At 68.4% G+C, this 13576-nt stretch carries 13 protein-coding genes, 1 tRNA gene and 1 other annotated feature; of the genes, 8 read left to right on the top strand and 6 right to left on the bottom strand.

The window, feature by feature from the left end:
* The 4 genes from HA630_RS21955 to HA630_RS21940 form a co-directional block, all read right to left on the bottom strand.
* Positions 1 to 971 (bottom strand): porin (locus HA630_RS21955; protein ID WP_208300214.1); only part of this gene is annotated, 971 nt, incomplete at its 3' end.
* Between the two features lie 40 nt (positions 972 to 1011).
* Positions 1012 to 2246, bottom strand: a protein-coding gene (locus HA630_RS21950) for an IS3 family transposase (RefSeq protein WP_166837708.1) whose coding sequence is annotated in 2 segments (ribosomal slippage) — positions 1012 to 1967 and positions 1967 to 2246 — 1236 coding nt in all. Because the reading frame shifts where the segments join, the coding sequence is not laid out codon by codon here.
* Positions 1852 to 1968: a sequence feature (AL1L pseudoknot), on the bottom strand. It overlaps the preceding gene by 117 nt.
* A 352-nt stretch (positions 2247 to 2598) precedes the next feature.
* Complete coding sequence (locus HA630_RS21945; RefSeq protein ID WP_166837707.1) at positions 2599 to 3195, bottom strand: OmpW family protein; 597 nt, start codon at positions 3193 to 3195, stop codon at positions 2599 to 2601.
* A gap of 165 nt (positions 3196 to 3360) precedes the next feature.
* Positions 3361 to 4233 (bottom strand): hypothetical protein, encoded by an 873-nt coding sequence (locus HA630_RS21940; protein ID WP_166837705.1) that lies wholly within the window; start codon positions 4231 to 4233, stop codon positions 3361 to 3363.
* A gap of 204 nt (positions 4234 to 4437) precedes the next feature.
* Between HA630_RS21940 and groES the strand changes: the two genes are divergently transcribed.
* Together groES and groL are read left to right on the top strand one after the other, a co-directional pair.
* Positions 4438 to 4728 carry a co-chaperone GroES gene (groES, locus tag HA630_RS21935; protein WP_166837703.1) on the top strand — a complete coding sequence of 97 codons (291 nt, stop codon included), beginning with the start codon at positions 4438 to 4440 and terminating at the stop codon, positions 4726 to 4728.
* Between the two features lie 41 nt (positions 4729 to 4769).
* Positions 4770 to 6413, top strand: coding sequence for a chaperonin GroEL (groL, locus tag HA630_RS21930; RefSeq protein ID WP_166837701.1), 1644 nt, complete (start codon positions 4770 to 4772; stop codon positions 6411 to 6413).
* Positions 6414 to 6504: 91 nt separating this feature from the next.
* Here the strand turns inward: groL and HA630_RS21925 are convergent, their stop codons facing one another.
* On the bottom strand, positions 6505 to 7371 hold the full coding sequence (locus HA630_RS21925; protein ID WP_166837699.1) for a DUF6279 family lipoprotein: 867 nt from the start codon (positions 7369 to 7371) through the stop codon (positions 6505 to 6507).
* 82 nt (positions 7372 to 7453) lie between these two features.
* Between HA630_RS21925 and HA630_RS21920 the strand changes: the two genes are divergently transcribed.
* Both HA630_RS21920 and HA630_RS21915 read left to right on the top strand, forming a co-directional pair.
* Positions 7454 to 8380, top strand: coding sequence for a delta(1)-pyrroline-2-carboxylate reductase family protein (locus tag HA630_RS21920; protein ID WP_166837697.1), 927 nt, complete (start codon positions 7454 to 7456; stop codon positions 8378 to 8380).
* A gap of 26 nt (positions 8381 to 8406) precedes the next feature.
* A complete protein-coding gene (locus tag HA630_RS21915) occupies positions 8407 to 8751 on the top strand; it encodes a RidA family protein (RefSeq protein WP_166837695.1) in 345 nt (114 codons plus the stop codon).
* A 16-nt stretch (positions 8752 to 8767) separates the two neighbouring features.
* Here the strand turns inward: HA630_RS21915 and HA630_RS21910 are convergent, their stop codons facing one another.
* A complete protein-coding gene (locus HA630_RS21910) occupies positions 8768 to 9295 on the bottom strand; it encodes a MarR family winged helix-turn-helix transcriptional regulator (RefSeq protein WP_166837693.1) in 528 nt (175 codons plus the stop codon).
* A 134-nt stretch (positions 9296 to 9429) separates the two neighbouring features.
* Between HA630_RS21910 and HA630_RS21905 the strand changes: the two genes are divergently transcribed.
* The 4 genes from HA630_RS21905 to HA630_RS21890 all read left to right on the top strand — a co-directional run bounded on the left by HA630_RS21905 (position 9430) and on the right by HA630_RS21890 (position 13574).
* On the top strand, positions 9430 to 10422 hold the full coding sequence (locus HA630_RS21905) for a tripartite tricarboxylate transporter substrate binding protein (RefSeq protein WP_166837691.1): 993 nt from the start codon (positions 9430 to 9432) through the stop codon (positions 10420 to 10422).
* A 13-nt stretch (positions 10423 to 10435) separates the two neighbouring features.
* Positions 10436 to 11761 (top strand): sulfatase, encoded by a 1326-nt coding sequence (locus HA630_RS21900; protein WP_166837689.1) that lies wholly within the window; start codon positions 10436 to 10438, stop codon positions 11759 to 11761.
* 44 nt (positions 11762 to 11805) lie between these two features.
* Entirely contained in the window at positions 11806 to 13488 is a 1683-nt protein-coding gene (locus HA630_RS21895) for a SulP family inorganic anion transporter (protein WP_166837687.1), read from the top strand.
* Positions 13489 to 13498: 10 nt separating this feature from the next.
* A tRNA-Asn gene (locus HA630_RS21890) sits at positions 13499 to 13574 on the top strand.
* Positions 13575 to 13576 lie beyond the last annotated feature (2 nt).

The following is a 13576-nucleotide window of genomic DNA, read 5'->3' as shown; positions in this document are numbered from 1 at the left end:
ACGGCGACGCTGCTGCCGTTGCTCAGGCCGTCCTGTTTTTCCTGCATGGCCATGGCGTACACCTCGGTGCGCTTGGACAGGTTGTGCAGGTAGCCCAGCGTCAGGCTGCTGCGGTCGGCGCCGGTTTGGGCGTCCAGCCGGCCCCACTGGGCCACCACCGCGCCAGCGCCCAAGGGCACGCGCACGCCCAGGCCACTGATGTCGAATTCGTTGCCGGTGGTCAGGTTCTCCACCTCGCCGTACTGGGCGAACACCTTGGCCACGCCAAAGTCGTAAGCGCCGCCCAGTTGCTGGGTTTTGGTGTCGTTGACTGCGCCCTTTTTCACCTCTTGCGCCACGAAGGACAGCGCCAGTGGCCCCTGGCTGTAGCCCAGGCCTACGCTCCAGTTGTTGCCGTCGGTGGCGGCCTGGCCTTCCTTGAAGGCGTAGGCCAGGTTGGCGCGGAAGCCGCCCACGGTGGGGCTGCTGTAGGCGATGGAGTCGTTCCAGCCGGTGTCACCGGTGACGGTGCCGCTGGTGAAGTACTGCCGGATGGCCGGCGAGAACCCGAAAGAGTCGCCGACGGCGTTGAACATCAGCGTGGAGACGAACAGCGACGTGGTGTTGCGGCCCAGGTGCAGGGCGCCATAGCGCTTGTGCGCCAGCCCGACCGACGCGGTGCGGGTGAATTCGCCGTCGCCGTCGAAGCGGCCGGAACGGCCGACGTCGGAGCGGAAAAAGGTTTCCAGCTTGAACTGGGCCGACAGGCCGTTGCCCAGGTCTTCGCTGCCGCCAAAGCCCAGGAAGCTGGTGGTCATTTTGCCGCTCTCGGCCAGGGTCTGGCGCTGGCCGCCCGGGGCCTTGTACGAACCCACGCTCATGTCGATGAGGCCGTACACGTTGACCGCCGACGTTTGCGCCTGCGCCGCCGGGGCGAACGCCGCCGCGCCCATCAAGGCTGCCGCGGCCACGCCCAGTTTCCCACCTCTCATGCTGTTTGAACCGCCCCGGGTTTCAAGGAGGCTGGTTGGTTTAAGTTGAAACCTCTGTCGAGGTGTTGCTGTTGGCGAATTGCCTCCAGTAGTTTGCCTCAGCTTCTGCCGGAGGGATGCCCCCAATCGGCGTGAGCAGTCGGATGTGGTTGAACCAGTGCACCCATTGCAGGGTGGCCAGTTCCACGGATTCCCTGTTCTTCCAGGGTCCCCGGCGGTGAATCAACTCGGCCTTGTACAGCCCGTTGATGGTTTCTGCCAGTGCGTTGTCGTAGCTGTCGCCCCGGCTGCCCACTGATGGCTGGATGCCCGCCTGGTCCAGGCGTTCGGTGTAGCGTATGGAAACGTATTGACTGCCCCTGTCGGAATGGTGCGTCAGGGCATGTGCCGCAGGCTGACGTTCGTACAGTGCCTGCTCCAGCGCATCCAGCACGAAGTCCGTCTGCATGCTGCGGCTGACTCGCCAGCCCACAATGCGCCGGGCGTACACATCCACCACAAAGGCCACGTACAGCCAGCCCTGCCAGGTGCTGACATAGGTGAAGTCCGACACCCACAACTCGTTGGGTCGGCTGGCCTTGAATTGCCGGTTGACGTGGTCCAGCGGGCACGGTGCGGAGGTGTCTGGCGTGGTGGTGCGCACCGTCTTGCCACGGCGTGCCCCTTGCAGGCCCATGGCACGCATCAGCCGCTCCACGGTACAACGTGCCACCGGGATGCCCTCGCGGTTCATCTGCAGCCAGACCTTGTCAGCCCCGTAGACCTGCCAGTTGGCGTGCCACACGCGCTGGATGTCGGCTTTCAAACCCTCGTCACGCAGGGCACGCGCACTGCGCAACTGTGGATTGCGCTGGCGAGCGGCATGGCGCCAGTAGCACGACGGGGCCATCTGCAACACCCGGCAGATGGGCTCGACCCCGTAGTCATCACGGTGGCGGTCGATGTAGTTCTTCAAGACTTCAATCGGCGGTCGAGCTCCGCCTGCGCAAAAAAAGCGCTGGCCGTCTTGAGGATGTCATTGGCCCGGCGCAACTCCTTGACCTCGCGCTCCAGTTCCTTGATGCGTTGCGCCTCCGAAGTGGTGGTGCCGACACGCTGGCCGCTGTCGACCTCGGCCTTCTTGACCCATTCGTTGAGGGTCTGCGGCACGCAGCCAATCTTGGGGGCTATAGATTCAATGGCTGCCCACAGAGAGGGGTAGTCGGCTCGGTGCTCCTGCACCATGCGCACGGCGCGCTCGCGGACCTCGGGTGAGAACTTGTTTGACTTGGTCATGGCTCCATCTTCTCAGACGTTGGAGCCTCCTCAATTCCCGGGGCGGTTCAGTTTGCCATGTCATCTGCTCCAGTTTTGGTCCAACGGTTTGCCCCCGGCGCTGGCATGCACCGGTTTGGGCACTGCGCACACACAAGCTTGGCCAGCCGCCCACCCGGGCCGCTGTGCGCACTTTTTGTGCGCGCTTTTGTATACAAAACTACTAATGCAAAGACTGGGCCAGACGGATGCGTCGCGGCCAGCAAAAAGCCGGTGAGGCCACGGCGCCACCGGCTTTGCTACCCAGGGGGATCGGTGTGGTGGCGCCGTCAACACCACCCAAAAACCGCCACCACCTGGCGGACCAGTGAGGTCAGAACTTCCAGCCCAGACCCACGCCGACCAGCAGTGGATCGACCTTGAAGGTGTCGATCTTGGCGCCCGCATCGGTCACATCGGTCTTGATGAAGACTTTTTTGACGTCGATGTTGAAGTACATGTCTTTGGCCACGGGAATGTCCACGCCCACCTGCAGCGCGCCGCCCCAGCTGTTGCGCTTGATGTCCAGCGGGGCCGGCAGGTTCACCGAGCTGAAGCGGGTGAAGTTGATACCCGCGCCGACATAGGGCTTGAAGCCGGGGGCGTCGAAGTGGTATTGCAGCGTCAGGGTGGGCGGCAGGTGCTTGAGGGTACCGATCGGCGCGCCGCCCAGCGACACGGTCTGCTTTTGCGGCACGGTCAAAATCAGTTCGGCGGCCAGGTTCTTGTTGAAGAAGTAGGTGAAGTCCACCTCGGGCAGCGTCTTGTTGTTGATGGACACGGGCACCGCCGGGTCGCTGTTTTTGTTGGCAGCGTCCAGATGCACCACGCGGGCGCGGACCAGCCAGTCGCCCTCTTTGAAGTCTTGCGCCATGGCGGTGCCGGAAACGAGTGCGGCGCCCACGGCCGCGGCAAGCAGGTATTGGTTCATGGTGTGTGGTGTGTCGTGCAAGGGAACATTCCCTGCCGGCATTGGAAGCCCGCACACCCGGCGCGGGTTTGCGCCACATCAAACCCGGGGGTTAACCCGCGCCGCGCGAACGAAGGGTTTGATCTGCGTCAAACCGCCCCACAGGGGCCGCGGCAGGGCACCGCATCAGGCCGGAGACTTTGTGCGGCGCAACCACAGCCAAGCCAACCAGGGCAGCAGGGCAGCCACCAAAGCAGCGGCAATGGCCACGCCTTCCTGCCACTGCCGGCTGCGGGCCAACTGGTCGCGCACCTCTTGGGCGTTGACCAGCACGCACTGCGGCGCGTACTTCTGCGTTTGGTGTGGCGCCACCCACCAACGCCGCTCCATGGACTTTCCTTGGGCGTGGTGGCGCACGTAGCCGCTTTCACACAGGGCTTGCCAATACGCCTGGCGGTCGCTGGCGTGGTCGGCCATGAAACCCATGATGCCCAGCGGGTGCGTCAGGCACGCGCGGGTGCGGGGGCAGGCGGCGTAGAGCTTGCGCGCCGCCTCGGGTTGGCGAAACAGGTGCGCCCAGGCGCCCAGGGTCTGATCGACCTGGTACTTGAAACCCTCGGGCCGCTGCCGCATGCCGATCAGGTAGTCGGACGACACATGTCCAGCCGGCGTGACGGCCTGCATCCAGCCTGTGGCGTGCGCAGACCGGATGCCTTGATCCACCCACTGGTAACCGCAAGCGCACAGCAGCAGCCAGGCGATGTACCAGAAACCCTTGGTACCCAGCAGGCGCGCAAGGGCCGCGCCGGCACTGCCGGAATGAGTGCCCGCGTGGCCCGCGCCCACCGGCAATTCCCCGGCACGCCAAACGGGGGGCGCCGTGTGCTGGGCCTGCAGGTTTTGGAGGTAGCTGCTGGTTTCCTGGTGCAGGCGCTGCGCGTCCGCCATGGACTGGTGGTTTTGCTGCTGCATGCGGTGGTTCCAGTAGTCCGTGGAACCCACGCTGGATTCGTTCATGCGGTGGCCGTGCTCGGCGGCCTTGTCGTCGTGGTAAGTCACATGCACCTCCCTGTGTTGACCCGGCGGCCATGATAGGGCCCGAGCGTCCACCCCCACGGCCACGGGATTTTTTGACCCCTGGGCCTTGAAAAGGCGTGAGGCCGCCTCTATCATTAGCACTCGCTGGGGTTGAGTGCTAACACTGTGGTGGGCACCCCCCACGATCTGTCCAACACGTTTCTTTTTTACTGAGCAGGAGATCTCATGAAACTTCGTCCCCTCGCCGATCGCGTGATCGTCAAGCGCATGGAAAATGAAACCAAGACCGCTTCGGGCATCGTGATCCCCGACAACGCCGCCGAAAAGCCCGACCAGGGCGAAGTGCTGGCCGTGGGCCCGGGCAAGACGAACGACAAGGGCGAAACCAAGGCCCTGTCCGTGAAAGTGGGCGACCGCGTGCTGTTCGGCAAATACAGTGGCCAGACCGTGAAGGTCGATGGCGACGAACTGCTGGTCATGAAGGAAGACGACCTGTTTGCCGTGGTCGAGAAGTAATTTGCCCCTGTTGCAACCCAAACACTGAAGGAACCTGAAAAATGGCAGCAAAAGACGTAGTGTTCGGCGGCGAAGCCCGCGCCCGCATGGTCGAGGGCGTGAACGTCCTGGCCAACGCCGTGAAAGTGACCCTGGGCCCCAAAGGCCGCAACGTGGTGCTGGAGCGTTCGTTCGGCGCCCCGACCGTGACTAAGGACGGCGTGTCCGTGGCCAAGGAAATCGAGTTGAAGGACAAGCTGCAGAACATGGGCGCCCAGATGGTCAAGGAAGTCGCTTCCAAGACCTCGGACAACGCCGGTGACGGCACCACCACCGCGACCGTGCTGGCCCAGGCCATCGTGCGCGAAGGCATGAAGTACGTGGCCGCCGGCATGAACCCGATGGACCTCAAGCGCGGCATCGACAAGGCCGTGGAAGCCCTGATCGCCGAGCTGAAGAAGGCCTCCAAGCCCACCACCACCTCCAAAGAGATCGCCCAGGTGGGTTCCATCTCCGCCAACTCCGACTCCAGCATCGGCGACATCATCGCCAACGCCATGGACAAAGTGGGCAAGGAAGGCGTGATCACCGTGGAAGACGGCAAATCGCTGCAGAACGAGCTGGATGTCGTGGAAGGCATGCAGTTTGACCGCGGCTACCTGTCGCCCTACTTCATCAACAACCCCGAGAAGCAGGCCGCGCTGCTGGACAACCCCTTCGTGCTGCTGTTCGACAAGAAGATCAGCAACATCCGCGACCTGCTGCCCACGCTGGAAGCCGTGGCCAAGGCCGGCCGTCCGCTGCTGATCATTGCCGAAGACGTGGAAGGCGAAGCCCTGGCGACCCTGGTGGTGAACACCATCCGTGGCATCCTGAAGGTCGTGGCTGTGAAGGCCCCGGGCTTCGGCGACCGCCGCAAGGCCATGCTGGAAGACATCGCCATCCTGACCGGCGGCAAGGTGATCGCTGAAGAAGTGGGCCTGACCCTGGACAAGGTGACCCTGGCCGACCTGGGCCAGGCCAAGCGCGTGGAAATCGGCAAGGAAAACACCACCATCATCGATGGCGCCGGTGCCGCTGCCGACATCGAAGCCCGCGTGAAGCAGATCCGCATCCAGATCGAAGAAGCCACCAGCGACTACGACCGCGAGAAGCTGCAAGAGCGCGTGGCCAAGCTGGCCGGCGGTGTGGCCGTCATCAAGGTCGGTGCCGCCACCGAAGTCGAGATGAAGGAAAAGAAGGCCCGCGTGGAAGACGCGCTGCACGCCACGCGCGCTGCGGTGGAAGAAGGCATTGTGGCCGGCGGTGGCGTGGCCCTGCTGCGCGCCAAGCAATCGGCCGGCACCATCACCGGTGACAACGCCGACCAGCAAGCCGGTATCAGCCTGGTGCTGAAGGCCATCGAAGCGCCGCTGCGCGAGATCGTGGCCAACGCCGGTGGCGAGCCGAGCGTGGTGGTGAACGCCGTGCTGGGTGGCCAGGGCAACTACGGCTTCAACGCCGCCAACGACACCTACGGCGACATGATCGAGATGGGCATTCTGGACCCGACGAAAGTGACCCGCACCGCGCTGCAGAACGCCGCGTCCGTGGCCAGCCTGATGCTGACCACCGAGTGCATGGTGGCCGAGGCCCCGAAGGACGACGCACCGGCCATGCCGGGCGGCATGGGTGACATGGGCGGCATGGGCGGCATGGGCATGTAAGCCCGCCGGCCTGGGCGGCCCCGCGGCCGCCCGGTGCTGCACACACCACCCCGCCGGGAGCGATCCCGGCGGGGTTTTTTTGCGTCTGGGCTCAGCCGCCCAAGGCGGCCAGCGCGGTGAAATCGCTGGCAAAGCCCTGGAGTTTTTGCTGGGCGTGGTGGCGTTGTTCGGGCGTGGTGCGCTGGTGCCATTCGGCCAGGAAGGCGCAGCTGTCGGCCCGCCAGGCGGCCTGCTGGGCCTGTTGCGCCGAGTCGGGCGGCTGCCACCAACGGGCCCAGGCGGCGCGGGCTTCGGCCTCGGCCGGGGCGCCGGCCTGGATGCGGCGCACCGCCTCCAGCAGCACCGCGTGCTGGCGTTCGCGCTCGGCCACGGCACGCTCGGGGTCGAAGGCGCTGCGCTGCAGGCGCTGGCGCAACCAGTCGCGCTGGGCCGGGCTGGTGCGGCCGTACAGCATTTCCAGCCGTTCCACGGCCTTGTCCAGGCGCCGGGGGGCGACCTCGCCGGCGGGCGCCACAAAGTCCGCGCGGAATTCGGCCAGGCGTTCGGCGTGGCGGCCCTGCCAGTGCGCCAGTTGCGCCGGGGTGAGGCCGCCGGCCAGGCGCGCCAGCCACGGCAGGGCCTGGGCGCCGGCCTCGTCGAGCCAGCCGCTCAGGCGGGGCCATTCGGCGCAGACCTGCTGGGCGGTCACGTCGGCCCCGGCCAGGACCTGCCAGCGCGCCAGCGTCTGCGCGTACTGCGGCAGGTGCTGGCGCCGGTGCCAGGCGTGCCATTGGGCCAGGTCGGCCCGCACGGCGGCGGACTGCGTGCGGTCGAGGTTGAGCAGGCCGTCCAGGCGCCAGTGGGCCAGGGTGGGCAGGCGGTTGTAGGCCACCGACACCAGGCTGCAGCCGGCCAGCGTCATGGCCAGCGCAGCGGCCGCCCAGCGGGCGCGGCGCAGCGGCAAGAAACGGAAGGTCATGCCGCCAAGGTTAGCCGGGCTGGGGCCACTGGCGCGGCGGCACGGCCCAAACCCGACCCGCGCGGGCAGGTACAGTGTGGCCATGAGCGCCACCCTGTCCCCCCACGCCACCGCCCAAGCCCTGCCCTACCCTGCGCTGGCCCAGCAGATCGAAGCCGTGCTGCGCGACCCGAGCGTGCGGGTGCCGCCCCGGCTGGTGGAGCGGCTGGCCAACGGCGCCAGCCTGTTCGTGATGCCGGCCCACGACGCACAGGTGGCCATCACCAAACTCATCACCTTTGTGCACGACAACGCCACGCGCGGACTGCCCAGCATCCAGGGCGACATTGTGGTGTTCGACGTGGCCACCGGCAGCCGCCGCGCGCTGCTGGACGGCCCGACGGTGACGGCGCGGCGCACGGCCGCGGTGTCGCTGCTGGCCGCGCAACGGCTGGTCCCCCACCCCGCCGGCCCGCTGCTGATCGTGGGCGCGGGGGTGCAGGGGCGGGCGCACCTGGACGCCTTCCACGCCGGCCTGGGGGTGCGCGAGGTGCGGGTGGCCTCGCGCAGCCGCGCCAGCGCCGATGCGCTGGTGGCGCACGCCCGAGCCTTGGGGCTGCAAGCCCGCGCGGTGGACGACGCCGACGCGGCGCTGGCCGACTGCCCGCTGGTGGTGACCGCCACCAGTGCCCAGGCCGTGGCGCTGCGCGGCACGCCCCGGCCCGACGCCTTCGTGGCCGCCGTGGGCGCCTTCACCCCGCAGATGGTGGAGTGGGCGCCCGGCGTCTGCCAGCACCTGGCGCGCACCGGCACGCTGGTGGTGGACACGCGCGACGCCGACCACGAGGCCGGTGACCTGCTGCAGGCCGGCCTGGACGTGACCGCCCTGCCGTCCCTGGCCGACGTGGTGAACCGCACCCCCGCCTGGCACGGCCCGCGGCCGGGCGGCCCGGTGTTCTTCAAAAGCTGCGGCTGGGCCGGCTGGGACCTGGCCGCCGCCCGTTGCGCCCTCGCCCACGCCGCACCCTGACCCTTTGCATTCGGAGGAAATTGCCCATGGTTCAACGCTTTGACGTCGGTCCGCGCCTGTCGGAAATGGCCATCCACAACGGCACGGTGTACCTCGCCGGCCAGGTGCCAGAGGACGCCGACCTGGACATCGAGGGCCAGACCCGGCAGGTGCTGGCCGCCATCGACGCGCTGCTGGCGCGTGCCGGCACCGACAAGACCCGGCTGCTGATGGTGCAGATTTTCATCGCCGACCTGGCCGACTTCGACGGGCTGAACCGCGCCTGGGACGCCTGGGTGCCGGCCGGCCACACGCCCCCGCGCGCCACGGTGCAGGCGGCGCTGGCCCGCCCCGGCTGGCGGGTGGAAATCGTGGCCACCGCGGCCCTGTAAGCCCCCGCCCGGGGGCTCAGACGATTGGGCGACGCGCCCCACCCTGGCGGCGCTGGGCCCGGGGCAAGGCCGCGTCGTGGGCCGCCACCACCGCCGTGGCCTGGGCCTGCAGGCGGTCGAGCACCCCGTCCAGCCAGTCCACCTCCTCGTCGCTCAGCACGGCCAGCACGTCCTGGTTGATACGGCGCGCCAGCGGCAGCAGCTCGTCGTGGATGCGGCGCCCCTGCGCCGTGAGCCGGACCACCGCATGGCGCCGGTCCGAGGGCAGCGCCAGCCGCTCGGCCAGGCGCTTGTCCACCAATGCGGCGATGGTGCGCGAGGTGCGTGCCTTGTCCAGCCCCGCCGCCCGCGACAGGGCCGAGGGCGACAGCCCCTCGGTCGGTGCCAGGTAGCTCATCAACCGCCATTCGCGCCGGGTGATGCCGAAACGCCCTTCACAGGCACGCACCACCAGGCTGCCGGCCTCGGCCAGCAGGCGGCTGATGCGGTAGAGGGGCATGTCCACCAAGGTGTCGAGCCGGCGCAGGCGGGAGGGGTCGGACATGCGGGTTTTCACGCAGAACGGTTGATTAGAACAACCGATTGTCCTCGCTCTACAGTCGCGGCTCAAGCGGCACCCGACCGCGCTTGCCCCCGAATCGCCGCCCGTTGGACGGCCCCCGAAAGGACAGACTGCACATGACCCGCACCCTCCCCCGCCGCCGCACGCTCGGCGCCCTGTCGGCCCTGGCGCTTGCCCTGGGCGCCTCGCTGGCGGCCCCGCTGGCCCTGGCGCAAAGCGCCTACCCCACCAAGCCGGTGCGCTTGGTCAACAACTTCCCGCCCGGCGGGCCGTCGGACATCCTGGCGCGCTCGGTGCAGCCGGTGCTGCAGGCACTGCTCAAGCAGCCGGTGATCGTGGAAAACAAGGCCGGCGCCGCCGGCAACATCGGCGCGGCCGACGTGGCGCGCGCCCCGGCCGACGGTCACACCGTGTTGTTCGGCATCGACACCACCTTCACGGTCAACCCACACATTTACAAGACCATGCCGTTCAAGCCGGCCGACTTCAAGCCGGTGGTGGTCATGGCGTCGTCGGGGCTGCTGGTGGGGGTGCACCCCAGCACCGGCATCAAGACCATGAAGGACCTGCTGGCCGCTGGCAAGGGCAAGGGGCTGAACTTCAGCTCGGCCGGCAACGGCAGCCCGGGCCACCTGTCGGTGGAGGTGTTCAAGGACGCCGCCGGCCTCAAAATCCACCACATCCCATACCGCGGCAACACCCCGGCCGTGACCGCGGTGCTGGCGGGCGAGGTGGACGGCGGCAACCTGGCCACCCCGGGCATGATCCCGCACGTGCAGGCCGGCAAGATCATCCCGCTGGCGGTGACCAGCGCCCAACGCTCCAAACTGGCGCCCGACCTGCCCACGGTGGGCGAGCTGGGCTTCAAGGCCCTGGAGCAGGAAATTTTGTACCTGGTGATGGTGCCCAGCGCCACGCCCGAACCGGTGGTGGCCCTGCTGCAAAAAGGCATTGTGGACGCGCTCAAGCGGCCCGAGGTGCAGCAGCGGCTGACCAGCCTCGACCTGCACTTCGAGGGCCTCACCGGCGGCGCCGCCTCCAAGCGCCTGGCGGACATGAGCGCCCGCTACGCCAAAGTCATCGAAGCCACTGGCATGACCGCCGAGTGACGAGGAAACTGCCATGCAACGCCCCAACATCATTTACATCGTTTCTGACGACCTGGGCTACGCCGACCTGGGCTGCTACGGCGGCCGCGAGGCGCCATTCGGCGCCGTTTCGCCGAACATCGACCGGCTGGCCGCCGGCGGCATGAAGTTCACCCAGGGGTACGCCAACTCGCCGGTGTGTTCGCCCACGCGCTTTGCGCTCATGACCATGCGCTACCAGTACCGCCTGCGCGGCGCGCTGGAAGAGCCCATCAGCAGCAAAAGCAAAGGCGATGCGCGCCTGGGCCTGCCGCCCGAGATCCCCACCCTGCCCTCGCTGCTGCGCGACGCGGGCTACCACACCGCCCTCATCGGCAAATGGCACCTGGGCTACCCGCCCGCGTTTGGGCCGCAGCGCTCGGGCTACGAGGAGTTCTTCGGCATCATGGCCGGCGGGGTGGACTACTTCACCCACTGCTCCTCCAAAGGCGACCACGACCTCTACCTGGGCGAAGACGAGCACATGGAAGTGGGGTACCTGACCGACGTGTTCTCCAAACGCGCGGTGGACCACATCCACCGCATGGCGCCCGATGCCAAGGCCGGCCAACCCTTCTTCCTGAGCCTGCACTACACCGCGCCCCACTGGCCCTGGGAAACGCGCGACGACGCCCACATCGCGCCCGAGGTGGCCAAGAACCTGTTCCACCTGGACGGCGGCAACATCCACAGCTACCGCAAAATGATCCACCACATGGACGAGGGCATTGGCTGGGTGATGGACGCGCTGCGCCAGCACGGGCTGGCCGACAACACCCTGGTGGTGTTCACCAGCGACAACGGCGGCGAGCGCTTCAGCGACAACTGGCCGCTGGTGGGCGGCAAGATGGACCTGACCGAAGGCGGCATCCGCGTGCCCTGGATTGCGCACTGGCCGGCCGCCATTCCCGCCGGCACCACCAGCACCCAGCATTGCATGACCATGGACTGGTCGGCCACGATGCTGGAACTGGGCGGCGGCCAGCCCCACCCCGACTACCCGCTGGACGGCGTGTCGCTGCAGGGCGTGCTGCGCGACCCCGCCGCCAGCTTCGAGCGCCCGCTGTACTGGCGCATGAACCACCGCCAGCAGCGCGCCCTGCGCCTGGGCGACTGGAAATACCTGAAGGTGGACCAGCACGAGTACCTGTTCAACCTGCCCGCCGACGAGCGCGAACGCGCCAACCTGGCCGCGCGCGAACCGCAGCGGCTGGCGCAGATGCGCGACGCCTGGCTGGCCTGGGACCAGACGGTGATGCCGATTCCGACCGACGCGGGCGTGAGCCTGGGGTATTCCTATGCCGACATGCCGCAGCGCTGAAGCGCGGACCGCTCCGACCGCCGCGTAAGATGCCCCCACCGCCCATGACCCGCCTGCACCGCTGCCTGCCCTTCTTGCGATGGCCCCGCCCCACGGCGGCGCTGTTGCGTGGCGAGGCCTGGGCCGGCCTGACGGTGGGCCTGATGGTGATCCCGCAAGGCGTGGCCTACGCCGCCCTGGCGGGCATGCCGCTGGTGACGGGCATTTACGCCTCGCTGCTGCCGGCGCTGGTGGCGGTGCTGTTCGGCGGTTCGCCCCGGCTGTCGGTCGGGCCCACCGCGCTGAGCTGCCTGCTGGTCAGCGCCTCGCTCACCGGGCTGGCGCTGCCGGGCAGCCCCGACTGGGTGGCGCTGGCGGTGTGGCTGGCGCTGCTGTCGGGCGGGCTGCAGGTGGCGCTGGGGCTGGCCCGCTTCGGCTGGCTGCTCAACCTGGTCAACGCCCCGGTGCTGATGGCCTTCACCCAGGCGGCGGCGCTGCTCATCATCGGCTCGCAACTGCCGGCCCTGCTGGGCCTGCCCGGCTGGGACCCGACCCGGCTGGCGGACGCGCACCTGCCGTCGTTGGCGTTCGGCCTGGGCAGCCTGGCCGTGTTGCTGCTGGCGCGGCGCTGGCGGCCGCACTGGCCGGTGGTGCTGGTGCTGGTGCTGGGCACCGCCGGCCTGAGCCAGGCCCTGGACTTTGCCGCCCAGGGCGGCGCCGTGGTGGGTGCCCTGCCTCAGGGCCTGCCCAGCCTGTACCTGCCCACCTGGCCCGGCTGGCAGACGTTGGGCCAGCTGGCCGTGCCGGTGCTGGTGATCACGCTGGTGAGTTTTCTGGAAACCGCCGCCAGCGCCCAGGTGGACAACGCCCGCCGGGGCGAGCGCTGGGACCAGAACCAGGACCTGATCGGCCAGGGCCTGGCCAAGGTGGCCTCGGGCCTGAGCGGCGCCTTCCCGACCAGCTCGTCGTTCTCGCGCTCGGCGCTGAACCTGTACGCTGGCGCCCAGACCGGCTGGGCCACCGTGTTTGCGGTGGGCCTGGTGGTGCTGGCGCTGTGGTTGTTTTTGCCGGTGCTGCACCACGTGCCGCAGGCGGTGCTGGCCGCCATCGTGTGGGTGGCGGTGGTCGGACTGGTCCAGCCGCGGGCCTTCGTGCGGCTGTGGCGCATCTCCCGGGTGGAAGCCGTCACCGCAGGGGCCACCGTGCTCATCACCCTGCTGACCGCGCCCCGGCTGTACTGGGGCGTGCTGGCCGGCATGCTCATGGCCCTGAGCCACTTCCTGTACCAGCGGCTGCACCCGCGCATCATCGAGGTGGGCCTGCACCCCGACGGCCGGCTGCGCGACCGCCACCTCTGGCAACTGCCCCCGCTGGCCCCGCGCACCTGCGCCCTGCGCATGGACGCGGACCTGGACTTCGGCTCGGCCAGCGCGCTGGAAGACGCCGTGGCCCAGCACCTGGCCCTGGCGCCCGACACCCAACACGTGCTGTGGCTGGCGGCACCGGTCAACCGCATCGACGCGACCGGCGTGGACACCTTTGGCCGCCTGCGCCGCCAGCTGGCCGAGCAGCGTCGCCACCTGTGGCTGGTGGGCGTGAAGCTGCCGGTGGAAACCGTGCTGCGCCAGGCCGGCGAACTGCCCGAGAGCCCCTGGCTGCACCTGCACGCCACCGAGGCCGCCGCCCTGCAGGCCCTGCGCGAGCAAACCGGCACCGCCCCCCAAGACCCGGCCGCGGCTGTGCTATGATCTTGGTCTTTCCCCGATAGCTCAGTCGGTAGAGCGCCGGACTGTTAATCCGTAGGTCCCTGGTTCGAGCCCAGGTCGGGGAGCCAAA

The organism is Aquabacterium sp. A08, from assembly GCF_011742065.1.
Note: the sequence above shows the minus strand (reverse complement) of the source record. Positions and strands in the feature narration are given on the sequence as shown.